The following is a 22,216-nucleotide window of genomic DNA, read 5'->3' as shown; positions in this document are numbered from 1 at the left end:
GGAAAACTTACCAAATCATCTACAACACCGTACCGGAGTACACATGACGACCAAAGAAGACAACGATCTGCTGACCAGGGTGGAAGGCGATGCGCCCATGGGACGAATGCTGCGGCAGCACTACTGGGTTCCAGCCGTTCTCTCTTCCCGCCTGGAAACGGGCGGCGCACCGGTACGCGTCAAGCTGTTTGGCAAGCGCTATGTCGCCTACCGCACACATGACGGCCGAGTCGGGTTTCTCAACGAAGCGTGTCCGCACCGCGGTGTGTCGCTGGCACTCGCGCGCAACGAAGACAATGCGCTACGCTGCATCTTCCATGGTTGGAAGATGTGCGTCACGGGGAAGTTCTGGAGGTGCCCAACGAGGCCGCCAATCCGGAGGGCTTCCGCAAGACAGTCAACGTCCATCATTACCCCACAGTGGAAGGCGCCGGCCTCGTGTGGACGTGGCTCGGCGAAGGTGAACCCCCGCCGCCACCTAATTTCGAGTTTATGGGGCTGCCGGCCAACCAGGCCTACGCCTGTGGCCTGGAGCTCAATTCCAACTGGTTGCAAGGCGTAGAGGCGACCATCGATTCCTCGCATATTGCCGTGCTCCACCAAAGCCATTTGTCCCACTCGCAGATGGATATGGCGGCCACGCGAGTAAGCAACGCCGTGCGCTACAAATTCGACGATACGCCTTACGGCTACCGCGCCGCGGCGCTACGGGAGGGCCCCGACGGCGAATGCCTGGCGCGCGTCACCGAATTCATCATGCCCTACTACGGCCTCATTCCGCCGATCAATACCGGTGACGATCAAGACCGTACCGTGATCATCGCCGTGCCCATTGACGATGAGCACCTGATCCAGTGGTACATCTACTACAACACCAAGCGGCCCACCGATTCGATGAAGCGCACTCAGCGTGCCAATACCTGGCCGATGGCGGGCGGCATCGTGAACGACGCCGATCAGCACTGGGGCCAGGACCGCCGGCTCATGGCGAACGGCAATCACACAGGCTTCACCGACATAGTGATCGAGGATTTCGTCACCCAGGCCAGCATGGGACCGATCGTCGACCGCTCGGAGGAATATCTTTGCTCCGCTGACCAGGCCATCGTTCGTCTGCGCCGCCACTTGATGCAGTCGGTAAAAAAGTTCATCGCAGGCGAAGTGCCCATCAGCGCCCAATCCGGCTCACGCGATTACTCCGGCATAACCGCCACTGGCGGCCGGATGAAGTCGGTGGAAGACGACTGGCGCGTTCTTCCCCGTTGAGCAGGAGTTCATCGTGAATACCGAAGCGAAGCAGTGGGTATTGGCCTGCGCCGAAAGCGACATCCGCACCGGTGAACCCAAGGGGGTAAGGCTGGGCGGCATTCCCGTTGCCCTGTATCGCCTGGATGACGGCGTGTATGCCACGCATGACGTCTGCACGCACGCCTACGCGCTGCTGTCAGAAGGATATATCGAAGGCGATGTCGTCGAATGCCCTCTGCATGGCGCGCTCTTCGAGATCCGCAGCGGCAAGTGCCGCGCGGTCGGCACGACCGATCTGGCCACTTACCAGGTCCGCGTGGAAGACGGCGGTGTGCTGGTGGAACTCCCCGTCACCGAGCCGGCGCCATGAGCATCGTCATCATCGGCGGCGGGCAAGCGGCAGGGGCCGCCATTCGCAAGTTGCGGGAGCTGGGCCATGCCGGCCAGGTGGTACTGGTCAGCGACGAAAGCCATTTGCCGTACGAGCGCCCTCCTCTTTCCAAGGAGTACCTCTGGCGTATCGAGCAGGATCTTCGATGCATTGCACCTGGCAGGCAATCCAATGAGCGCATGCTGCTCGACTCATCAGCAACATCGATAGACCCGAACGCCAAAACCGTGACCTGCGCGAACGGCACGGTATTGCCATATGAAGCTCTGTTGTTGGCCACAGGTGGACGGCCGCGCCGCCTGAGCATTCCCGGCAGCGATCTGGCCAACGTTCATTGCCTGCGGACGGCCCTCGATGCCGGGGCGCTCCGGCGCTCTCTGGACCACTGCGCCGCCAAAGGCCAAGCCTTGTTGGTGGTGGGCGGTAGTTGGATCGGCCTGGAAGTCGCTGCGGGGGCGCGGGAAGCGGGTATTGAGGTTGTACTGCTGGAGAGGGGCGACCGCCTTTGCTCGCGAACGCTGCCGACAGCCGATGCGGAGTGGATGCAGAGCCTGCATACATCCCGCGGCGTGGCCATTCGGCTTCGCACCACGTTGGAGCGCCTTGAAGGCTCGTGCCTTGCCGAGCATGCGCACTTGTCCGATGGCAGCCGCCTGAAAGTCGGCGCCGTGATTGCGGGCATCGGCATTGCGCCGAATGTGGAACTGGCGCATCAATGCGGCGTGCACGTTCGCAACGGCGTGGTGATCGACAGGCATGGCCGCACCTCCATTTCCGGCATTTACGCGGCCGGCGACGTTGCCGAGCAGACGTGCGCGTGGCATGGCGAATCGGTGCGTATCGAGACCTGGGACAACGCCAACCGTCAAGGTGAGGCGGCAGCGGCGCATATCGCAGGAGTTGCCGGCGAAGGCCCTGCGTCCGTGCCCTGGTTCTGGTCTGATCAGTACGGAATAAACCTTCAGGTGGTGGGTTCGCCATTGAAGGGAAACACCGTGATCTCCAGCCAAAGCGACGGCCCTCAAAGGCTGAGTATCCATCTGCGCGGCGGTGCGGTCGTTGGTGCCGTCGGCATCAATCGCGCGCGGGATATGCGGCGCCTGCGCAAGCTGCTCGGCGAACAGGCCCTCCTGGACGAGGCAGCGCTGCAGCAACATGGCTTTTCAAGCCATTGAACCATCACAAAGCCTGAACAGAAAGCATCATATGAGAGTCCTTCAACGTCTGCCCTTCCATACGCGCCAGCCACTTGCGCTCGGCGCCATCGGTCTCTCCGCTGCTCTTGCGGTCGGCTGGGGGTTGCTGCCGTCCACCCAAAAGCAAGGAGCCGTCGATTGGTTCGCCGACGTCTGCTCCTCGGTCAGTCGGCCGATGTTCATGTCGGCCCCCGCACCTGCCGGTTCGTCGGAGGCATCCCGGCCCGTGACCTCATCCAAGATCCTCTCGTGCGAGCCCTTGCCGCACGTTCCAGGAAAATCCATCACGACGCAGCTCGTCGATTTTCCGCCGCTGGCGCATACGCCGGCTCACCGCCACCCGGGATCCGTTTCGGTCGTCGTGCTGGAAGGCACTGTCCGCTCCCAAATTGCCGGCTCACCAGCCGCCAACTATGGCAAGAGCCAAACTTTCTTCGAACCTCCTGGCGCCTTGCACCTGTTCGCCGAAAACCCCGATCCCGCGGTACACGCGAAAATCATGGCAGTCTACGTGACGGAAGAAAACTGCGGGCCACTGCTGACGTTCGAGAAATAAAAGCGATACGGCGTCAGACTGCAACCTACTGGCAACGTGCGCCAGGAGGCGCGAAAAAGGGGCGCCTTCGGACGCCCCTTTTTTCAAGTTCGTTGTGTTCAGACCCGAGAAGGCGCTTCGGGCAAACGCCCGTCGATATCGGAAAAACCATACTCCCGCGCCAACTCGGCCGCCAGCAACAACTGGCCCGACTTGCTCATCACCCCGGGATCAGCCGCCAATGCGGCTACCGCGCGCCCCGCGAACTCGGCGGACTCGCCGTGCTCCATGATGCGTTTGGCCAAAGGAGCTGGCATGCGATCGGGCTGCGCCAAGAACTTCTCGCTCTTGATGAAGCCAGGCCAGATCACCACGGAAGCCACATTGAAAGGGCGCAGATCGTGCGCCATATCTTTGGCCATCTTGTCCACACCCGCCTTTTGCACACCAAAAGGCACGTTGAAGGTGTAGCGCACTGCACCACCCGAAGACGTGTTCACGATAAGCCCCTGCCGGCGCGCGGCCATCCCCGGCGCGGCGCAGCGGCTGGCAATGTAGTGCGAACGCAGGCCCACACGCAACAGCATCTCCCAAAGGCCATCGTCCAATTCCCAGAACGGCACATTGACCGGCATCTTGGCCGGTGCCGCGAAGACATTGTTCACCAGTATGTCGATGCAGCCGTCTTCCCGTTCATGCACCTTCTCGAAAAGAGCCTTCACGTCCTCGTCGTTGGCGTGATCGCAGATGATGGGAATGCACTCTCCGCCGCGCGCGATAACCTCCTCGGCGGTTTCCTTCAATGAGCCAGGCCATTGTGAGCCACCCCGGTCCATAGTCCGGCCGGTCACGTACACCCGCGCCCCGGCTTCACCGAGCGCGAGGGCAACGCCCTTGCCGACGCCCCGCGTCCCGCCAGTCACGACAGCCACTTTCCCCTTGAGGGGTTGCTTGCTGCTTTGCATATTTTTCATTTCTCCTATTGAGTCTGTCGTTCGTCCCCACTGATAAGCGCTCGGCGATGGCGCCAGCGCCCAAGCATGGGAGAGATGAACACGACGGCGAGCATGACAAGGCCATAGAGCACGCCCGTGAATTCCTGCGAGATCTTTTCGGCCATATCCGGCACGAACGAGAGGAAGGCAGCCGCGACAAAGGTGCCCATGATCGACTTCGGTCCCGCGATCGCCACACCCACCAGCAAGCTCAAGGAGAGGAACACCGTGAAGCTGTCGGGTGAAACAAAATTCGTGAGGCAGGTGTTGAGCGCCCCGGCCGCACCGACGGCACCTGCGCTGACCGCGAAAGCGCCAGCCTTCCATTTCCTGACATCGACCCCTGCCGCCGCTGCAGCCGTCGGGTGATCACGCAGCATGTGCCAAGCCAGACCGGCCGGCCCTTGCATCAGGCGATACAGGACCCAGTAGATCAATGCCACCCACAAGGCGGTGATCAACAAGATCCATTGGTCGGCGTGCAAGGGGATCCAGGCAGGCACCTCGATCGGATCGAGGCTCAAGCCGCTGACACCACCTGTCCAGGGCTCAAGCAGCGGATGTTTCAGCAATTGCGGCAAGGCGATCGCCAAGGCGAAGGTGGCCAGAGCCAGGTAGGGGCCAACAAGCCGCACGGCAGGCAAGCCGAACAGAAAGCCTAGCAGGCAGCAGACCGCCAGCGCCGCAGGCACTGTCACGTATACGGGCAGCCATTGCTGCGAAATCGCGATGCCCGAGACATAAGCACCGACCGCAAAGAACGCCCCGTGTCCAAGCGACACCTGACCGCTGCCGCCGATCAGCAGTTGAAGACCGCGCACCGAAAGCGCCATCACCAGGAGCATCGCGAATTTGAAAGCCCAGTACCCATGGATCAGGAGCATCGCCGCCAGCCCGGCCGCGATGCAAATACCCGCCAGAATGGAGACACGGATTGACAAGGAAGACATGGCGGATAACGTGGAGACTATGGAGAGCGTAGAGAGTGGCTTGGAATGGGTCATCTCATACACGCTGAATTGTTTTCCCACCCAGAAGACCTTGAGGCCTGATCACCAGGATCGCGAACATGACGATCAGCGCGAAAGTCAGCTTCAACTCGTTGCCGGTCACATAAGCTCCCAGGAGGTTTTCGCCAATGCCGAGCAGCAAGCCACCGACGATGGCGCCCGCAGGACTGTCGACTCCGCCGACGACCGCGGCCGCAAAGCCGTAGATCATGATCCCGCTCATCATGTGCGGACTGAGAAATACCACCGGCGCAGCGAGCAACCCCGCCACCGCCCCAATGGCGCCGGCCACTCCCCAGCCCAGCATCAGCACCCGGCTGACGCTCACGCCTGAAAGGGAACTGGACAGCGGATTCAGCGCCGCGGCTCGCATGGCCAGTCCAAGCCTCGTGAATTTGAAAAAAGCGCTCATCGCCCCCAGCACCAACAGGGTCACCACCACCGTCCCGACACCGTGTCCCGAAAGCAAACCTTGGCCCACGCCGGCCCAACTCTCGAATGGGCTCTCGAAACTGTGGCTCTCGTGGCCGAAGATCAGGCCCGCCCCGCTCTGGATGATGACCATCAACGCGACGAAAACGGTCACCACGGCCAACACCGGCGCATCATGCAGAGGGCGCAAGGCCACCCGCTCGACCAACGCGCCGGCCAGGAAGCCGAAAGCGACAGCCCCGGCCGCCGCAGCCCAGTACGGCAGCCCGGCGTGAATGAGGCTCCAGGCCACGAAGGTAGAAAACATCGCCATCTCGCCTTGCGCGAAATTCACGTGATTGGTGGCGCGGTAGATCATCACCAGCGCCAAGGCCAGCATCGCATAGATGCAGCCATTCACAAAACCCGCAGCCACCTGTTGCAGCAGTTCCGTCATATCGTGTTCCCTACATTCCGAGATACGCGGCGCGCACGCGCGGGTCTTCCCGCAGCGCTTCGGCCGGACCACTGATCACCACCCGCCCCATCTCCAAGACGTAGGCGTTATGCGCCAGGCTCAGCGCCAGATGTGCGTTCTGCTCGACGACCAGAATGCCCAGGCCGGTCTCGCGGTTGATCTGCCCCAGCACCTTGAAAATCTGTTGCACCACGAGCGGCGCCAAGCCGAAGGAAGGCTCGTCCAGCATCAGCAGACGTGGGCGTAGCATCAGGGCCCGGGCAATCGCCACCATCTGCTGTTCGCCGCCGCTGAGCAGCCCGGCCATCTTGTGCCGGTACTCGCCTAGCTTGGGGAAAAGCGCATACATGCGCTCGGTATCCTGCCGAACGCCCGCACGGTCACGCCGCGCGATCGCGCCGACGAGCAGGTTTTCCTCCACCGTCAGTTGGGTAAAAGTACCGCGCCCGTCGGGCACATGGGCGACGCCAAGGCAGGCAATCGCATCGGTTGAAAGGCTGTCGATACGCCGGTCACCCAACTCGATGCGTCCTTGCATCCTCACCATGGCATTGCTGATTGCGCGGAGCGTCGTCGTCTTGCCGGCACCGTTGGCACCCAGCAGCGCCGTGATACTTCCCTCGGGCACATCCAGATCGACTGATTTCAGGACGGTTGTCGATTTATAGGCGGCGGTAAGTCCACGCACGGTCAAAAGAGAGCGCGTCATGCCGCGCCCCCCAGGTAAGCACGTATCACTTCAGGATGAGCCGAGATTTCCTCCGGCGTGCCTTCAGCGATCTTCCGGCCAAACTCCAGCACCACGACTTGATCGGAAACCCGCATCACCAGGTTCATGTGGTGCTCGATCAGCAATACAGAAACTCCCATGCCGTCCCGGATCTGGCGAATCCAACCCAGCAGTTCCTCGACTTCCTGGTGATTCAGGCCAGCCGCCGGTTCATCAAGCAGCAACAGCCTGGGTTGCATGGCAAGGGCTCGCGCCAACTCCACGCGCTTTCTCGTGCCGAAAGACAACTCGGAAACGAGAACGTCGGCCACCTCTTCCAGCCGCGCAAAAGCAAGCAGTTCCGCCACTCGTGCGGACACACGCTCCCGATCCTGACGGCCTCGCCGTGTACCCAATACGGACGCGATATGGCGGCCCCCGAAGCGTAAAAAGCAGCCCGTCTCGACGTTCCTGCGCACAGATTGGCGCTCAAAGAGCGCGACGTTCTGAAAGGTACGCGCAATACCGATGGCGGCCACGCCATGCGGCGGCACCGTGCGCAAATCTTGATCGCCCAGGCGGATCGAACCGTCATGAGCGTCGTAGATACGGCTCAGGCAGTTGAATAGCGTGGTCTTTCCCGCGCCATTAGGGCCGATGATGCCGCAGATGACGCCGTGCCCCACCGAGAACGAAACATCGGATAGGGCCTGGACGCCGCCGAAGCGCACGCCTACCCCATTGACTTGCAGCAGAGTTTCCATCAAGCGATCGGCGTCCAGCGCTTGCCATCGAAACGCTGCAACCTGACCTGCTGCACGATGCGGTAGTCTGTTGGAGAGGTGTTCACGGTGATGCCGGGAATCAGTGCCGGCAAGGCCACCTCCTTCAGATTGGTCGCCTCCTTCAGGATCCGCGCCGAGGTGATGTCATCGCCGCACCGGCGCAGCACCTCGGCCATGAGATGGCCCATGCTGTATCCCACCAGGTTCAACTGTTCCGTGGTGTCGCCCTCGGGATAATATTTACCCATGAACGCAAGCCACTCCTTGTAGGCTGCATCGTTGGTCCACTCGGGATCGCCGGCGGATTTGCTCGGCGTGGCTGACACGAGGCCGACCGATTTGTCGAGGCCCGCGACCTTGAGCACGGTAGCCACAAAGTTGCTTGTGATCGGAATAATCTGCAACGGCTTCCATGGCAAATCGCTGACCTTGCGAATCGTCTGAATGGTGAATTTCGGGCTGGTGATGTTCAAGAACACATCCGCCCCCGTTCCTGCCAGAGAGATGACTTGCGAATCGACTGTCGGTGCCGTCACCTCGTAGCCAGCGGCGCTTGCGATCTGTTCCTTACCCCCCAATTCCTGCAGACGGCGCTTGAAAGCTTCCAGATACTCCTTGCCGAAATCATCGTTCTGATAAAGCACCGCCACTTTGGCGCCGGGTTTGGTCCGGTGAACGTAATCCGCATAGGCGATGGCCTCGGTGGAGAAAGTCGGCAAGCCCGGCATGGTCCAGGGAAAATTGCGTGGATCCGCGAAACGGTCGCTACCCGCGTACACGAAAAGCTGCGGCACTTTGCGACTGTTCAAATATTTCTGAACGGCCACGTTCTGCGCCGTGCCCATGCTCGCGAACATGGCCTTCACACCCTCCCGTTCGACAAGATTGCGGGTTTGCTCCACGGCTTTTGCAGGGTTGTAGCCGTCATCGAGAGAAAGCAGTGTGATGCTGCGGCCATGGATGCCCCCCTGTTGGTTGAGCATCTTGAAGTAGCGCTGCTGCACCTTGCCAATCGCGCTGAGCGCGGAAGCCGGGCCGCTGTAGGGCATGGTTTGCCCCAGTTTGATCTCACCTCGCAATGGCGTGGCACCTTGGGCCCACACCGGGCCGGCGCCCAACGCGAGAGAAGCCTGCAATAGACGCCGGCGCGAGACGGATAGTTGGGTAACAAGGTTCATCGGGGTCCTTTTCGGCTATAGGCATTTTTCCTCCCTTCCCTTGCAGAGGAAGGGCTTGCTGAATTTGCCCAATCAATCAATGGCCCCAATTATCTTCCTAGAAAGACATAATCAACCTCGGGTTTATCCCTATGGGCCACGACAAACGGAGACACCGGCCATAGAAAGCCGGCAACGGAAAGCCATGTCTCCGCAGTTGAAAGGGAGCCAAGATGAACACGCAACGCACGCTTCCGCGGCGCACGGGCGCAATCCTCTAGCGCGAAGCGCCTCTACATGGCCGCAATGAGGCGCCGAAGCCCGTCATCGATGCGGCGCAGTTCGGCGCGATCGACACCACTGGCCTTCACGATGGCCTCCAGAGACGTGGCAATGCGAGACATGGCGTCATCGGCAATAGCCTGGCCGCGCCTTGTAAGCTTCACGAGCTCGGAACGGCGATCGACCTCCGCCGCTACGCGTTCGACAAGTCCCTGTGCGCGCAGGCTATCCAACCGTTTGGTGATGGCCCCGGAAGTCACCAGCAGGGTGCGGTACAGATCTGTAGGACGCATGGCATTCTCCGGCCCATACCGCCGAAGAGCGAGAAGAACGTGCAAGTCTCCGACATTGGTCCCCGAATGCTTGGCCACATCCTGCACCCGCCGGTCGTGCATCATATGGGCGTACTCGATGCGCAGGAAGAAGCCCGCCAGCCAGAAATCGACATCCGGCCGCTCCTGCGCCCAGGCTTGAGAGATGGCATCCAGCCGATTGGGCTGGAGTTGCTCTGTCGTGCGAGTGGGCCGCTCATCCGCCCTGCGTGGCAGAACAGGCCTCGGCGGCACCTCGTGCTCGGCGACGCCTTCCTCGGCAACCCAGCGCAAGAGCTTTTTTACAGCGGCGTCGTAGCTCAAGCCGTGAGCACGGTCGCCCTTTTCGTCGAGACTTGGCCCTAGCTTGGTCTGCCGGTACTTGCCCTCGCCCATGAACTTACGGCCATACCAGGCACCACCCCGGTTGCCCTTGTAGTACCCCAGATGGGCACCTGGCGCGCAGATCTGCCAGTATGGCTTGGTTCGAACTTGCAGCGCACCGCGCACTTGGCTGGAAGACAGATCTATGGAGGCCTCGGTCATGTCGTGATTCTTACCCAATGACCATGACATTATCCAATTTGCCCAACTTGATTTCTGGGAATGCGCACTCAGGGCGTGTTGGCAGCTCGGACGTACAGAACCTCATTCACGAAGGCAAGCCCCGGGTTTTGCATCGGCCAAGGCCGATGTGTTACAAGCCCTAAACTTTCTCGGCTCTTGGATCAGCTTGCGCAAACTTGCGCGCAAGCCCTATGCTCATGAACACACTCTACCGGCGGCTCGGCCGCAGCAACCTCCAAGTCTCGCGTCTCTGCCTGGGCACCATGATGTTCGGTGGCCCTACGCCAGAGCAGGAAGCGGCGGAGATCGTCGCTTCCGCCAAGGCGCACGGGCTCAACTTCATCGACACCGCCGATGTCTACCACAAGGGGGGATCTGAGGAAGTTGTCGGCCGCCTGCTCAAGGACCAGCGGCATGACTGGGTGCTGGCCACCAAGGTGGGCAACGCATTTGGCTCGGCTCCCAATCAAGGCCGGCTGTCCCGCGCCTGGCTGCTGCAAAGCACCGACAACAGCCTGCGGCGCCTGCAGACAGACCACATCGACATCCTCTACCTCCACCGCGACTTCCACGACACCCATCTGGAAGAAACCGTGGGCGCCCTCGGCGATCTGATACGCGCCGGCAAGATCCGCTACTTCGGCCTGTCCAACTTCCGTGGCTGGCGTATCGCCGAAGTGGTGCATCTGTGCCGCGCGCTTGGCGTGCCGCCCCCTGTGGTTTGCCAGCCCTACTACAACCTGCTCAACCGCGGGCCGGAGGTCGAAATCCTGCCCGCCTGCGCCTACCACGGGTTGGGCGTGGTTCCCTACAGCCCCATCGCGCGCGGCGTTCTGACCGGCAAATATGCCCCTGGCCAGACACCACCCTCCGACTCCCGGGCTGGTCGGGGCGACACCCGCATCATGGCCACGGAGTTCCGGGAGGAATCCCTCAAAATCGCGGCGGAACTGACCCAATACGCGCAAGCCAGGGGCACCCAGCCAGGGCATTTCGCTGCGGCCTGGGTTCTGGCCAACCCCATCATCAGCTCCGTGATCGTCGGGCCCCGCACCCTCGCGCAAATGGAGGACTACTACCCTGCCCTGGACGTGGTCGTCAGCGAAGCCGACGAGGAGCAGGCGGACCGCTGGGTGACACCGGGCCACCCCTCCACCCCGGGGTATAACGACCCGAGCTATCCATTCCATGGCCGCCGCCACTCCTCATCGAAATAGACGCAAAGCAGGGGCGCCGGCTTTCTGTACCGGCCTTGTATCGCCCAGGCCCCAAAGAGTAGGGACGCGCTCAAAGGCGCGCCATATAAGCAAACAAAAATAATATAGTTGGTTCCTGCCGGTTTCAGGTGAATGATGCATACCTTCACAGCATCAGCTCTAGCCACGCACCACCGCCATGAATTTCCAGCAACTGCGCTCCGTGCGCGAAGCAGTCCGCTGCGGCTTCAACCTGACGGATGTGGCAGAAGCGCTCCATACCTCGCAGCCTGGCGTCAGCCGCCAGATCCGGGAGTTGGAAGACGAACTCGGCATCGAGATCTTCGTTCGCGCCGGCAAACGCCTGACCGGCCTGACGCCCCCTGGCGCGACCTTGCTCCCCGTGGTGGAGCGCTTGCTGCTCGAAGCGGAGAACCTCAAGCGGGCGGGCGACGATTTCAGTGCCAGCATGGTGGGGCAGCTCTCGATTGCCGCCACCCATTCGCAAGCCCGCTACGCCCTCCCCCCGGTGGTGCGGGACTTCCGTGAACGCTATCCACATGTGTCGCTACACCTGCGCCAAGGATCACCACGGCAGGTAGCGGACATGCTGATGTCGGGAGAAGCCGACATCGGCGTTGCCACCGAAGCGCTGGCCAATCAGAAAGGGCTGCTGACGCTCCCCTGCTATCGCTGGTCCCACAGCGTGGTGCTGCCCGCCGGCCACCCGCTGCTGGCATCCACCCAGCCGCTCACGTTGCAGGCGCTGGCCGAACACCCGATCATCACCTACGACCTGGGCTTCACCGGCCGCTCCCACATCGACGATGCCTTCCAGCGCGCGGGCATCAAACCCGATATCGTGCTGACCGCCATGGACGCCGACGTGGTCAAGACCTACGTCGAGCTCGGCATGGGTGTGGGCATCATTGCCGCGATCGCGTTCGACCCTGAGCGCGACCGGCAACTGCAAACACTCGATGCGCGCCACCTGTTTCAGTTGAACACCACCCGCCTGGGCCTGCGCAAAGGCGCATGGCTCAGGGGCTACGCCTATGATTTCATAGAAATGTTCGCACCAACGCTGACGCGTGCCGACGTGGAGCAATCCATGCGCAGCGACGAACCGCAGCCGTGGGGGGACAATATTTAGCGCTTCTGAAGAACCGGGTATTTGCCTGAAAGAAGCGCACCGGCCCCCGGCGCCACTGGTTCCAGCCCCAGGTTCTCCAGCATCTGCCGCACGGTACACACTGCCGTGGAGATCACCGGCAAGCCCAGCGCGTCTTCCACGATCTGGATCGCGGGAAGCGAGGGCATCTGCACACAAGCAGAGAGCACAACCGCATCCACCTCCTGGGTATTCAGGCGGCGTACGTCTTCCACCAGTTGCATCGGATCACGGCGCCCCACTTCCAGGTTGTCGGGAATTTCAAAGCAGATCGAATCCTGGACTTCGATGCCTTCGTGCTCGACATAGTCGACCACCAGATCCGTGAGGGGGCGCATGTAGGGCGCCATCAGGGCGATGCGCTTCGCGCCGAGCGTTTTCAGGCCATGGACCAGAGCCCCTGCGGAAGTCATCACAGGCGCGAGGCATTGGTTGGCACGCGCCACCGCAGTGAGGTCGCGCTCCACCTCCCGGTGATAGCCGCGGCCCATGGCCATGATGGCAACCAGGCACGCGGTGCTCATCACGTCTACCCGCGCATCCGCCAGCTCGGCCGCACAGCGCAGGCCCTCCTTGTTCATGGCCTCCAGCTCCTCTTTCGTCACCTTGTGCATGCGCATCCGGCTGGAGTGGAAAGTGAAGCGCTCCGGGTGGAGCGCCTCGCGGGCGCGGAGCATGGCCGGGATCTCCGTTTCCATCGTGGTGTTGGAGCTCGGCACGATCTGGCCAATGCGGAAAGTGCGGGTCATGGGAATGTCTTTCTTCGAGATTCAGTCAAGAGAAATCCTGGCGCTCTTCACCACCTGGGCAAAGCGTTGGTTGTCGCCGCTCATGGCGCTGGCCACTTCAGCCGTCCCCGCCGTCCAGGGCTGAAAGCCGAAGCCGGACAGGCGCTCAAGCAAGGCAGGGCTGGCCTGCGCCTTGCCGATCTCGGCCTGAAGGCGGCTGATCGCGGCACGAGGCGTGTTCTTGGGTGCAAACACCGCTACCCAGGTGCCTACCTCCACGCCGGAAGGGCCACCGGATTCGGCCAGGGTAGGTACATCCTTGTAGCTGGGCTGGCGCTTCGGTCCCGCATAGGCCAGCAGCTTTACCTTGCCCGCCTTGTACAAAGGAGCCACCGTGGCCGCGGAGCCGAAAGCCCAATCCACCTCTCCTGTCGAGACGGCGGTATAGAGTTGAGGAAGCTCCTTGAATGGCACGTGGAGCATCTGGATGCCCGAAGCCGCCTCCAGTTGCGCGGTCCCTACATGGGCCACACTGCCCAAGCCCCAACTGCCATAGGTCACCTTGCCGGGCTGGGCCTTGGCGGCCGCGATCAATTCCCCCGCGGATTTCCAGGGCGACTTGGCGCCCACGACGATGAAGAAATCGAGGTTGTAGAGCCCGGCCACCGGCTCGAAATCACGCACCGGGTCGAACGGCATTTTCTTGTACAGGTGCGGCTGAAGCGCCATGTAGGTGTTGTCCAGCACCAGCAGGGTATGGCCGTCCGGCTTGGCGCGCTGTACTTCACCTGCCGCCAGCCAACCGTTGCCGCCTGGCCGGTTGTCCACCACGACGGACTGCCCCAGGCTGCCCGAGATCAATTCACCAACGTGGCGCACTACCGAATCCGGGCCGCTGCCGGCCGAGTACGGGAGCACGGCGCGGACCGGCTGCGTGGGATAGCTGCCCTGCGCACCAGCGGCGGTGCAAGCCAGCACAAAGGTCAGCAACGCCGCGGTGCGGCCTGTCTTCTTCTGAAAAGCCTTGAACATGAATGTCTCCTGGTGAATGAATAAATGAGGGCAGTCAAGAAGCGGTCTGGAAAGATTCGCAGGCGCGGGCAAAGAGCGGGTCACGCTGGCGCAGGTCTTCGTGGCTCACTTTTCCGGTACGGCGCATGTAGTCGTACGCAAAGGCCACCGGATCCAGCTTCATCTTGTTGGCCACGTTTTCATACCAATCCAGGCTGCGGCTGGCTGACTGCTGGAAGCTGCTGGAAGCATCGCGCCGCTTGGCTTCGAAGGCAGCCAACGCGGCAGGCAGGTCACCCGGATGCGCCGCCACGCCGTTGTGCAGTGCGATCGCATCCTGCATGGCCATGCGCGTGCCCGAACCCAGCGAGAAATGGACGGTGCGCAAGGCGTCGCCGAGCAGCACGATGTTGCCGTGGCTCCAGCGCTCATTGCTGACGATATTGGCTTCGAACCAGAGCGAACGGTTGGTGAGCAGCTCATGGCTGCCCAACTCGGGGCGGAACACCTCCGCACAGAAGCGCCGGCTGTCGTCTTCGCTGGCTTTGTCCAGGCCCGCACGCTGCCAGGTTTCGGGATCCACCTCCACCAGGAAAGTCGAGAGTTCCGGGCTGTACTGGTAGCTGTGCGCAATGAACACCCCATGCTCGGTCTCCCGGAAAATCAGGGAGACCGGATGAAAGCGCTGGTTCGTGCCATACCAGGCGAACTTGTTGCGGCGCTTGACGAAGCTCGGGCGGAAGTGCTGGGCAAGCTGCGTGCGTACGGCGCTGTTGCCGCCATCGGCTGCCACCAGCAGATCGCACGACGCCGCCAGGGCGCTCGCGTCCTCGACGCGGCGGCCGTACTCGATGCGAATACCCTCGCGTTCGCAGGCGCTTCGCAGAACGCGCAGCAAGTCGATGCGTGAAGTGCGCGAGAAATGGTTGCCATGCACCTGCACGTGCGTGCCCTGGTGCACGATTTCCATGTAGTCGCAGCGTTCGTGATGGGCCACGAACTCCTCGAAGAACGCGGCATCCGCCTCCTTCAGGAACGACAGGCCGATGTCCGAGAACACCACGCCCCAGCCGTAGGTCGCGCCTTCCGGGTTCTGCTCGTGAACCTGGATCTCGTGCATGGGGTTGTGCTTCTTCGCCAGCAGGGCAAAGTACAAGCCGGCGGGGCCGGCGCCAACGATGTTGATTTTCATGGTGATGCCTCTCAGCTTGTGATCGAGATGAACGCGGATACGGATGCAGGATTCACGGTTTGGCCTCCCGCTCCAGCAGCTCCGTCACGAACCGCTTCATGGCGGGCTTGTCGACCTTGCCCACTCGTGTGAGCGGAAACTCGTTCAGCACTTCCACCCGCTCGGGACATTTGTATTTGGCAAGGCCCCGCTCGATCAGGAACTTGCCGAGCGCCTGCACGTCCGGCGCCTGCATATGGGGACGGGGAATGATGAAGATGCAGCCCTTTTCCCCAAAGAGCGGGTCGGGCATGGCCACCAGCTTGGCATCGGCCACCGCGGGGTGCTGGCTCACGTGGCCCTCCACCTCCTCGCAACCGATCTTCTCGCCGCCACGATTGATGTTGTCGCGCAGGCGGCCTTCGAAGCTGTAGTGCAGCACACCGTTCACACGGTGGGCTTTCATCATGTCGCCGGTGCGGTAGTAGCCATCGCTCGTGAAAGCACCCGCATTCGCCTCGGGGTTGGCAAAATAGCCCGTCAGGCTCGAAGGGCCGCGAAAGCACATCTCGCCCACCTCGCCTTCGGCCACCTCGCGTTCGGTTTCCGGATCGAGCAGGCGGATATCGTCATCCGCCCAACCCGAACAGCCTTGCGTCTGGTGCCGCGCATGCGCCGGAGCCCCGGCTGGGGAACCCAGCAGCAGGCCCTCGGTAATGCCGTACAGGTTGGAGCATGGCACGCCCAGATGGGCTTCCAGCGTGTCTGACCGGCTCATGGTGGAGAACAGCTTGAGCGAAGAAAGGTCGTGCCGGGCGATGTCCTGGTAGGCCATGAGCTGCGGCGCGATCGGCCCGATGGAAAGGGCGTGCGTGATCCCATGCTCCGCGATCAGATCCAGCATGCGGGGGATGTCCACACGCGACATCAGCACGACCTGGGTGCCCATCAGCACATTCGGGATCAACACATACAACTGGCCTGCGTTGTGCATCAGGGGCAAGGACCAGATCAGACGGCTGTCGCCATCGATGGCCCAGCGGCTCGCCCAACCCTGCGAGTGGCCGAGATATTCGGCATGAAAGCGCGGGATGATCTTCGGTACACCGGTCGTGCCGCCGGAGAGCTGGAAGCTGAGCACGTCGGAGATGCCCAGCGATACGCGGCCGAGGCGCTCCCTGGCTTCGGCCAGCGGCATCTGATCGATCAGTTGCTGCATGCTGCTGGCTCCCGCCCGCTCGCCTCGCACAACGATGAGATGCGCCAGCGATGGATGGCGCGCCACCATGGACTCGGCGAAAGCCGGCAGATCGAAGCTGACGCTGAAATCACCCTGAACGAAATAGCCGCGCGCGCCGGATTGCTCGGTCAACTGCCCGATCTCGATCTCGCGGTGCTGCGGCAGTGAACACACCGGAACAATGCCGCTCTTGAAGCAGGCCAGCAGTGCGATGGCTGTTTCCACCGTGGTGCCGAGCTGGAAAATGGCCCGGTCGCCGGGCACCAGGCCCAGCGCGAGCAATGCCGCCCCGAGCCGTTCGGTGATCTCGTCAAGCTCGGCGAAGCTGAGGCGGAGATCGTCGCCGATGAAGGCCAGGCGTTGCGGGTAGCGCCGGGCGGTGCCGCGCAGCGCATCCCCCACGGTGCTGTTGACCCAGGCACCGCTGGCAAGCGCGGCTTCGGCCCGCGCCGCGGGGGATAGACGACGCCTGCGATGTGATGCTTCACGTTCGGATGTTCCACGGGAGAGGCCATGATGAGCTCCTTGGGTTCCTGGTCCGGCGGGTCAGGTCAACACCGGCGCGATGCGCAGGACATCACGGTCAAACCGTTCAATATGGCCATGCACACCGCCGGTCAGCATGCCGTACCACAAGGCCGGCTTGAAGCCGAGCGCCTTGCGCTCGAACTCGATGGGACCATCGGCCTCCACGATGTCGTATTCTTCGCTCGCGCGCACCTTGCACCCGGGAAGCTGGCGCGCCGCCTGCGCCAAGGGCGCGAATTCATCCACGCGAGGCACGAAGATCTGCACCGGTGCGGCAGACGCCAGGCCATGCCCCGCCATCAAGCCCGCCTTCCGGTTCCAGACGGCATCCACGTGGTCTACCCGGCGGCCGGCGGCATGGGCTACGTCCTCCAGCGCCATGGCCGCCTCCAATGTCAGGCGGGCATCGGTGGCGTCCAGCGCCGTCAGCGGGCGCAGCTTGTGGGTGAACTCGACGAAATAGCCATTGGGATCGCGCACATAGATGGATTCAATCACTTCGTGCTTGGTCTCTACCGAGACAGTCAGCCCCTGCGCTTCCAGGTGCTGTTTCCAGGCCCGCAGTTCTTCGGGGCCGTCGACCAGCCATGCCGTGTGCGTGGCGTCGGCAATGTGGTCCTCGGGCAGCGGACGCGAAGCGGCCCGCTCGGGAATGCCGGCCGGTTCCTTTGCACCGAGGTAGTAGAAAAACGCAATGGTGCTGCCGTTTCCACTATCAAAAAAGAAGTGCAGAAAATCAGGGTGCGTGGCAGGCCCCCAACCGCGCGCCGAGATCACGTGAATCAAGGGCAGGCCGAGCTTGTCCCGGTAGAACTCCACGGTCTCGCGCAGGCGCCACGTCGGGCGGGCGGTGTGATCAACGCCTTTCAGCGCCAGAGAAGGAAGATTTTGTACGGGCACGGCAACGGCTCCTTGGAAAGAAGTCAACAGAACGATGGCAGGTGCCGGTGGCCCCAGGCCTCGGCAACGGGTTGTCAAATCAGAGAGGAAACTGTTCGCGCAGCCATTGCGCCAGCAGACGGCCCGCTTCAAGCCGGCCGGGTTCCTCGTCCGCGGTCAGCGCGCGGCCGTGGTGATCGCCCCTCACGCGCAGGTGGCGCTTCGCAGGCGAGGCAATCGCATCAACGATGCGCTTCACCTCACCCGGGAAGCACGCCTGATCACCCGTGTACTCGACCACCAGTACCGGCTGGGTAATGGATGGCGCCGTCTTGGCCAGCGAGGCATTGGAAGAAAGCGCCGACCAGGTCGAAAGCCAGCTCTCGGGCGTGCACTGGCGCGCGAAACCCACCGCGCCGTAATTGGAGGCGTAAGGATCGCTGCCCCACAGCGAACCGAACTTGCGGTCCGAGGGATCCAGTGTGAGGTCGAAGCAGCGCAAGTCGCCGTCGGTGCGCCAGACGTTGAAGATCGGCGTATGGCCGGCCAGGCGCTTGTCTTCCGGCGTGGGTTTGCCGCCATTGGCCACCGCGTCCTTCACGCGCTTGCGGGCGGCTTGCTTGCGTGCGATCAGCGCCCGTGCGCGCTCATCGATACGCGCTACGCGCGCCTGCTGGGCATGGCGGTAGCGTTCGACGAACTCCTCGCTGTAGCGCGTGCTGCCCTTGCCTGCGTAGCCGTTGGCTGGCGACAGGGGATCCAGGGCGGGATCCACGGACAGAGGGTCATTTTCATCTGCCACGCTGGGATCGATGCATCCCATGAGCAGGGCCCCCTGACCGGGGTGCGGCCCCACCAGCACAAAGCCGTCCGCCAGCGGCATCTCAAGCTCGGCCAATTGCGCAGGGCGCCCCGCGGGGGTGCGGGCAATGCGTTGCGCCCCCGGCAAGGCCGATTGCTGGGCATACAGCGCATACAGGCCCGCGCCGCCGGAGTTGCCCAGCAGCACGATGCGCTTGAACCCCACCGAGCGCAGGTATTGCAGGCCAGCGGCCACGTCATGCAGTGCCGTTTCGTGCTCCAGCCGCAGATCGTTCCCCACCGAACGCGGCGACTGCGACCACGCGGCATAACCCGCCTCCACGATATCCGGGATCAGGTAGTGGCAGGCCATGAACTCGCGCGGGTGCATCACGCACACCACGGTATCGGCCGGCGTGGCCGGACGATACAGCGAACCGCCGCAAGCAGCCTGATCGAGAGTACGCAGCACCACATTGGTGGTCACCGTGCCGGGCGGCACGTTGCGCGGATTCCAATCCGTATTGAGAAAGCCCGCAGTCGCCTGGGCTGCCGGTGCGCTGGATGACGGAGAGCTGCTCATGGTGTTGGTCGCGTGAAAGCGCCTCTCATTGACATGGGTCAATGTTAGGAGCTTTTGACACTAACGTCAAATATTTGACGTTAGTGTTAACACCCATTGCATTACCGCTTGCTATTCAGCTCGCTTTCCAAGCTGGCCAACGCTTCATGCATGCGAGCCAAGGCGTGCTTGATTTCCACGCCGCTAGGCTTGCCCCCCTTGGAGGCCGCTTCATCCGCTCCGAGCATCCGCAGGCCAAACGAGGCGATGAGTTCGGCCACGGGTTCGATAGGCTCGCCGCGCCGGCTGTCAAACCACCAGGCGCACCAGTTGCACATACCGATGAGCGAAAAGGCGGCGACATCGGCGTCAACCGGTACGAATACGCCCTTCCTGATGCCGCGCTGGATCACGTTCATGAAATGGTCCCGCAGTGCACGCCGCGCCGCCTGGGCCGATTGGCGCTGTTCCTGCGGCAAGCTGCTCTCACTGCGTTCGGCCACGCGAAACTGCAATGGGTGCGCAAGAATCAGCGAGGCATGCTGGCAGATCAATTGCCGGAGGCTCTCCTGCGGCGAACGATCCTCGTGCTGCGCCACCTCCTTGGCCAGGTCGCTGGCGCGCTCGGTGATTTCCCTGGTCAGCACCTCCAGCATCGACTCCTTGCTGGGGAAATAGTAGTAAAGCGCCGTGCGCGTCATGCCCACGGCGTCAGCGATATCGTTGATGTTGGTGCCCCCGAACCCTTTTTCGATGAACTGGAGCGATGCCGCATCCAGGATCGCCTGGCGCTGCGCATCACTGCGGGTGGAACGGGCTTTGGTTGCTTTGGGCGCTAGTGAGGCTTTGGGATCTTTACTCATGCGAAGCTTGCTTGCGGTCCGAGGCCGAAAAAGCCCCGTGCGCCCCTGCGAAAGGGAACATTCGCCGAAGCTTACCCCACATCCAGCTTCAAACTGCGAATGAACGGCACCCAGCGCTCACGCTCATGCCGGCCAAACGCATCTGCCTGGGCTGGCGTGCTGGGCCCCAGAATCTGTGACCCGAACTGATCCACGAGCCGGGCATGCAACGCCGGCAGCTCAAGCGCCTTGTTGAGCGCCGCATTGATCCGCTGGATGGCATCCGCCGGGGTATGCGTGGGCGCGATCAGGCAGTTCCATGTATAGGCCTCGTACCCCTGCAAACCTTGCTCCGCGAAGGTAGCCAGATCAGGCGCAGAGGGATTGCGCTGCGCCCCCGAGATCGCGATCAGATTCACACGCCCCTGCTTGGCCATGGGCGCCGAGGTGGAAAGGCCGTCGAACACCATGTCCACGTGGCCGCCCGCCAGATCGGCCATGGCCGGACCGTTGCCTTTGTAGGGCACATGGTTGATCTTGATATTGGCCGCCTTGGCAAAGGCTTCTCCGACGATATGGCTGATCGAACCAGCGCCCCCCGAGCCGTAGCTGAGCTGGCCTGGCCGGGCCTTGGCTTCCGCGATGAGTGCCTTGAGCGTCTTGGGGCCTGTCGACTTGCCGGCCAGCAGCATGTTCGTGCGGCTTACGAGGCCGATGGTGCGTAGATCCTTGTCGACATCGAATGGCAGCGACTTGTAAAGACCGACGTTCATGACCAGTTGAGAGCTGGTTCCCAGGCCGATGGTCAACCCATCAGGTGCGGCTCGAACCACTGCCTCGGTGCCGATCGAGCCCCCTGCACCGGGCTTGTTCTCGACGATGACCGGCTGATTCAGCAGCTCGGCCATGTAGCGTGCCAGGTCGCGCGCCGTCAGGTCGTTTCCGCTACCGGGCGCGAAGGAAACGATGATTCGGATCGGCTTGGAATCTCCTTGGGCGCGCACGCCGGTGGCGAGCATGGCTGAAGCCATCACGACGGCACGACGGCTGACGTGGACGCAGGGGCGGTTACTCATCGGGTTGTCTCCTCGATTGGTCTACAGAACTTGTCCCCGTCCCGCAGTCTCTTTCGCGGGGCGTGTCGCATGATGCCACGTAGTTGCCTGGTTTGAGAGCGTTTTTATTTACTGGGAGGGGTTGATTTCAAGGTCTTTGAAGGATGGGTACTTCGGGAGGACTGTGCCTCTTCCTCTTCCTCTTCCTCTGGGAGAGGGCCGGGGTGAGGGCTTTCACGGTCGATCGATCTGAACGGTCTTGTGCTTCCTAATGGCCTTCTGCTGTTTGAATTGAGGTCGGAGGCCGGGATTGCCCCCGGCAGTGCACCTACCTTTCTTTGCTCGCCCAAAGAGACGTAGGCCAAAGAAAAGGCGCCCCACTGGACGTGTCCCTGCGCTACGCTCCGGGCAACCTGCGGTGCTCGATCGAGGGGTGGTGCTGCAGAACTCGCTTTGTTCACTTCGTTCACGCCGCTCAAACAGCTGCAGCAAGCTAGAGCACGAAGCAAGGGCATCTTGCAGTGCCCTTGCCCACCCCTCGCTCTGCGCTCCTCGGCACGGCCAGAGGGGGCCCGTGGATCGGGCCATCGCTGCGCTCGGCCTGCGAATAGTCAGACCTCGCTCTGCTCGGTGGTCTTGCTCTCTCCCCTCTGGGGGAGGGTTGGGGGGCAGGCCATCCTGTGGGGGCTTTCACTGCAGTATCTGCACAACAAAAGCCCATTCCGATCAACCGCCGTGAAAGCCCCCATCCCTGCCTTCCCCCAGCGGGGGAAGGAGCAAAACACCCGAGCGCAGTTAGGTCAAACTATTCGCAGGCCGAGCAAAGCAATGGCCCGAGTAGGGCTCCCCACCCCTCTGGAAGTGCCGAGGAGCGCAGAGCGAGGGGTGGGCAAGGGCACTGCAAGATGCCCTTGCTTCGTGCTCTGACTTGCCGGCGTTGTTTGAGCGGCGTGAACG

Annotated in this window: 21 protein-coding genes and 1 pseudogene; 7 read left to right on the top strand and 15 right to left on the bottom strand. The window is 62.4% G+C overall.

Annotation, left to right across the window (positions count from 1 at the left end):
• Positions 1-43 precede the first annotated feature (43 nt).
• The 5 genes and pseudogenes from WJU18_RS09700 to WJU18_RS09680 all read left to right on the top strand — a co-directional run.
• A pseudogene (locus WJU18_RS09700) lies at positions 44-316 on the top strand (Rieske 2Fe-2S domain-containing protein); the annotation flags it as partial.
• A gap of 14 nt (positions 317-330) precedes the next feature.
• Positions 331-1,266, top strand: a complete 936-nt coding sequence (locus tag WJU18_RS09695; protein ID WP_423459870.1) for a phthalate 4,5-dioxygenase — start codon at positions 331-333, stop codon at positions 1,264-1,266.
• 13 nt (positions 1,267-1,279) lie between these two features.
• A complete protein-coding gene (locus WJU18_RS09690; protein WP_423459869.1) occupies positions 1,280-1,618 on the top strand; it encodes a non-heme iron oxygenase ferredoxin subunit in 339 nt (112 codons plus the stop codon).
• Complete coding sequence (locus WJU18_RS09685) at positions 1,615-2,814, top strand: NAD(P)/FAD-dependent oxidoreductase (RefSeq protein WP_423459868.1); 1,200 nt, start codon at positions 1,615-1,617, stop codon at positions 2,812-2,814. The genes WJU18_RS09690 and WJU18_RS09685 overlap by 4 nt, the downstream gene beginning before the upstream one ends.
• Before the next feature lie 31 nt (positions 2,815-2,845).
• Positions 2,846-3,391, top strand: coding sequence for a cupin domain-containing protein (locus WJU18_RS09680; protein ID WP_423459867.1), 546 nt, complete (start codon positions 2,846-2,848; stop codon positions 3,389-3,391).
• A gap of 98 nt (positions 3,392-3,489) precedes the next feature.
• On the opposite strand, the gene WJU18_RS09675 is transcribed toward WJU18_RS09680, so the two are convergent.
• The 7 genes from WJU18_RS09675 to WJU18_RS09645 all read right to left on the bottom strand — a co-directional run bounded on the left by WJU18_RS09675 (position 3,490) and on the right by WJU18_RS09645 (position 10,054).
• On the bottom strand, positions 3,490-4,344 hold the full coding sequence (locus tag WJU18_RS09675) for an SDR family NAD(P)-dependent oxidoreductase (protein ID WP_423459866.1): 855 nt from the start codon (positions 4,342-4,344) through the stop codon (positions 3,490-3,492).
• A gap of 5 nt (positions 4,345-4,349) precedes the next feature.
• Complete coding sequence (locus tag WJU18_RS09670) at positions 4,350-5,315, bottom strand: branched-chain amino acid ABC transporter permease (protein WP_423459865.1); 966 nt, start codon at positions 5,313-5,315, stop codon at positions 4,350-4,352.
• A 55-nt stretch (positions 5,316-5,370) separates the two neighbouring features.
• Positions 5,371-6,243: a branched-chain amino acid ABC transporter permease gene (locus WJU18_RS09665; RefSeq protein ID WP_423459864.1), complete on the bottom strand. Its 873-nt coding sequence runs from the start codon at positions 6,241-6,243 to the stop codon at positions 5,371-5,373.
• A 10-nt stretch (positions 6,244-6,253) separates the two neighbouring features.
• Complete coding sequence (locus WJU18_RS09660; RefSeq protein WP_423459863.1) at positions 6,254-6,973, bottom strand: ABC transporter ATP-binding protein; 720 nt, start codon at positions 6,971-6,973, stop codon at positions 6,254-6,256.
• Positions 6,970-7,737: an ABC transporter ATP-binding protein gene (locus WJU18_RS09655; RefSeq protein ID WP_423459862.1), complete on the bottom strand. Its 768-nt coding sequence runs from the start codon at positions 7,735-7,737 to the stop codon at positions 6,970-6,972. Before WJU18_RS09655 ends, WJU18_RS09660 begins: the two co-directional genes overlap by 4 nt.
• The gene (locus WJU18_RS09650; protein WP_423459861.1) at positions 7,737-8,936 is read right to left on the bottom strand and encodes an ABC transporter substrate-binding protein; all 1,200 of its coding nucleotides are present in this window, start codon (positions 8,934-8,936) and stop codon (positions 7,737-7,739) included. The genes WJU18_RS09655 and WJU18_RS09650 overlap by 1 nt, the downstream gene beginning before the upstream one ends.
• Positions 8,937-9,208: 272 nt before the next feature.
• The gene (locus WJU18_RS09645; protein ID WP_423459860.1) at positions 9,209-10,054 is read right to left on the bottom strand and encodes a MarR family winged helix-turn-helix transcriptional regulator; all 846 of its coding nucleotides are present in this window, start codon (positions 10,052-10,054) and stop codon (positions 9,209-9,211) included.
• Between the two features lie 218 nt (positions 10,055-10,272).
• Between WJU18_RS09645 and WJU18_RS09640 the strand changes: the two genes are divergently transcribed.
• Together WJU18_RS09640 and WJU18_RS09635 are read left to right on the top strand one after the other, a co-directional pair.
• Entirely contained in the window at positions 10,273-11,292 is a 1,020-nt protein-coding gene (locus WJU18_RS09640) for an aldo/keto reductase (protein WP_423459859.1), read from the top strand.
• A gap of 178 nt (positions 11,293-11,470) precedes the next feature.
• A complete protein-coding gene (locus WJU18_RS09635) occupies positions 11,471-12,424 on the top strand; it encodes a CysB family HTH-type transcriptional regulator (protein ID WP_423459858.1) in 954 nt (317 codons plus the stop codon).
• Here the strand turns inward: WJU18_RS09635 and WJU18_RS09630 are convergent.
• From WJU18_RS09630 to WJU18_RS09595, 8 genes are all read right to left on the bottom strand, one after another.
• On the bottom strand, positions 12,421-13,191 hold the full coding sequence (locus WJU18_RS09630) for a maleate cis-trans isomerase family protein (protein WP_423459857.1): 771 nt from the start codon (positions 13,189-13,191) through the stop codon (positions 12,421-12,423). The genes WJU18_RS09635 and WJU18_RS09630 overlap by 4 nt on opposite strands.
• A 21-nt stretch (positions 13,192-13,212) precedes the next feature.
• Entirely contained in the window at positions 13,213-14,202 is a 990-nt protein-coding gene (locus WJU18_RS09625) for a Bug family tripartite tricarboxylate transporter substrate binding protein (RefSeq protein ID WP_423459856.1), read from the bottom strand.
• A 34-nt stretch (positions 14,203-14,236) separates the two neighbouring features.
• Entirely contained in the window at positions 14,237-15,373 is a 1,137-nt protein-coding gene (locus WJU18_RS09620) for an FAD-dependent monooxygenase (RefSeq protein ID WP_423459855.1), read from the bottom strand.
• 52 nt (positions 15,374-15,425) lie between these two features.
• Entirely contained in the window at positions 15,426-16,994 is a 1,569-nt protein-coding gene (locus WJU18_RS09615; protein ID WP_423459854.1) for an AMP-binding protein, read from the bottom strand.
• Between the two features lie 144 nt (positions 16,995-17,138).
• Positions 17,139-18,020: a VOC family protein gene (locus WJU18_RS09610; protein ID WP_423459853.1), complete on the bottom strand. Its 882-nt coding sequence runs from the start codon at positions 18,018-18,020 to the stop codon at positions 17,139-17,141.
• 79 nt (positions 18,021-18,099) lie between these two features.
• Entirely contained in the window at positions 18,100-19,383 is a 1,284-nt protein-coding gene (locus tag WJU18_RS09605; protein ID WP_423459852.1) for an alpha/beta hydrolase, read from the bottom strand.
• Positions 19,384-19,484: 101 nt separating this feature from the next.
• Positions 19,485-20,225, bottom strand: a complete 741-nt coding sequence (locus WJU18_RS09600) for a TetR/AcrR family transcriptional regulator (protein ID WP_423459851.1) — start codon at positions 20,223-20,225, stop codon at positions 19,485-19,487.
• A gap of 71 nt (positions 20,226-20,296) precedes the next feature.
• Positions 20,297-21,280 (bottom strand): Bug family tripartite tricarboxylate transporter substrate binding protein, encoded by a 984-nt coding sequence (locus WJU18_RS09595; protein ID WP_423459850.1) that lies wholly within the window; start codon positions 21,278-21,280, stop codon positions 20,297-20,299.
• Between the last annotated feature and the right edge of the window lie 936 nt (positions 21,281-22,216).

The organism is Ottowia sp. VDI28 (genome assembly GCF_049532675.1).
Lineage (GTDB): Bacteria > Pseudomonadota > Gammaproteobacteria > Burkholderiales > Burkholderiaceae_C > Ottowia.
Note: the sequence above shows the minus strand (reverse complement) of the source record. Positions and strands in the feature narration are given on the sequence as shown.

What these genes read in the sequence shown, in the direction of transcription:
- WJU18_RS09685 (WP_423459868.1), top strand. Translation starts at nt 1,615, where the DNA reads ATGAGCATCGTCATCATCGGCGGCGGGCAAGCGGCAGGGGCCGCCATT.
- WJU18_RS09680 (WP_423459867.1), top strand. Translation starts at nt 2,846, where the DNA reads ATGAGAGTCCTTCAACGTCTGCCCTTCCATACGCGCCAGCCACTTGCG.
- WJU18_RS09675 (WP_423459866.1), bottom strand. Translation starts at nt 4,344, where the DNA reads ATGAAAAATATGCAAAGCAGCAAGCAACCCCTCAAGGGGAAAGTGGCT.
- WJU18_RS09670 (WP_423459865.1), bottom strand. Translation starts at nt 5,315, where the DNA reads ATGTCTTCCTTGTCAATCCGTGTCTCCATTCTGGCGGGTATTTGCATC.
- WJU18_RS09665 (WP_423459864.1), bottom strand. Translation starts at nt 6,243, where the DNA reads ATGACGGAACTGCTGCAACAGGTGGCTGCGGGTTTTGTGAATGGCTGC.
- WJU18_RS09660 (WP_423459863.1), bottom strand. Translation starts at nt 6,973, where the DNA reads ATGACGCGCTCTCTTTTGACCGTGCGTGGACTTACCGCCGCCTATAAA.
- WJU18_RS09655 (WP_423459862.1), bottom strand. Translation starts at nt 7,737, where the DNA reads ATGGAAACTCTGCTGCAAGTCAATGGGGTAGGCGTGCGCTTCGGCGGC.
- WJU18_RS09650 (WP_423459861.1), bottom strand. Translation starts at nt 8,936, where the DNA reads ATGAACCTTGTTACCCAACTATCCGTCTCGCGCCGGCGTCTATTGCAG.
- WJU18_RS09645 (WP_423459860.1), bottom strand. Translation starts at nt 10,054, where the DNA reads ATGACCGAGGCCTCCATAGATCTGTCTTCCAGCCAAGTGCGCGGTGCG.
- WJU18_RS09640 (WP_423459859.1), top strand. Translation starts at nt 10,273, where the DNA reads ATGAACACACTCTACCGGCGGCTCGGCCGCAGCAACCTCCAAGTCTCG.
- WJU18_RS09635 (WP_423459858.1), top strand. Translation starts at nt 11,471, where the DNA reads ATGAATTTCCAGCAACTGCGCTCCGTGCGCGAAGCAGTCCGCTGCGGC.
- WJU18_RS09630 (WP_423459857.1), bottom strand. Translation starts at nt 13,191, where the DNA reads ATGACCCGCACTTTCCGCATTGGCCAGATCGTGCCGAGCTCCAACACC.
- WJU18_RS09625 (WP_423459856.1), bottom strand. Translation starts at nt 14,202, where the DNA reads ATGTTCAAGGCTTTTCAGAAGAAGACAGGCCGCACCGCGGCGTTGCTG.
- WJU18_RS09620 (WP_423459855.1), bottom strand. Translation starts at nt 15,373, where the DNA reads ATGAAAATCAACATCGTTGGCGCCGGCCCCGCCGGCTTGTACTTTGCC.
- WJU18_RS09605 (WP_423459852.1), bottom strand. Translation starts at nt 19,383, where the DNA reads ATGAGCAGCTCTCCGTCATCCAGCGCACCGGCAGCCCAGGCGACTGCG.
- WJU18_RS09600 (WP_423459851.1), bottom strand. Translation starts at nt 20,225, where the DNA reads ATGAGTAAAGATCCCAAAGCCTCACTAGCGCCCAAAGCAACCAAAGCC.
- WJU18_RS09595 (WP_423459850.1), bottom strand. Translation starts at nt 21,280, where the DNA reads ATGAGTAACCGCCCCTGCGTCCACGTCAGCCGTCGTGCCGTCGTGATG.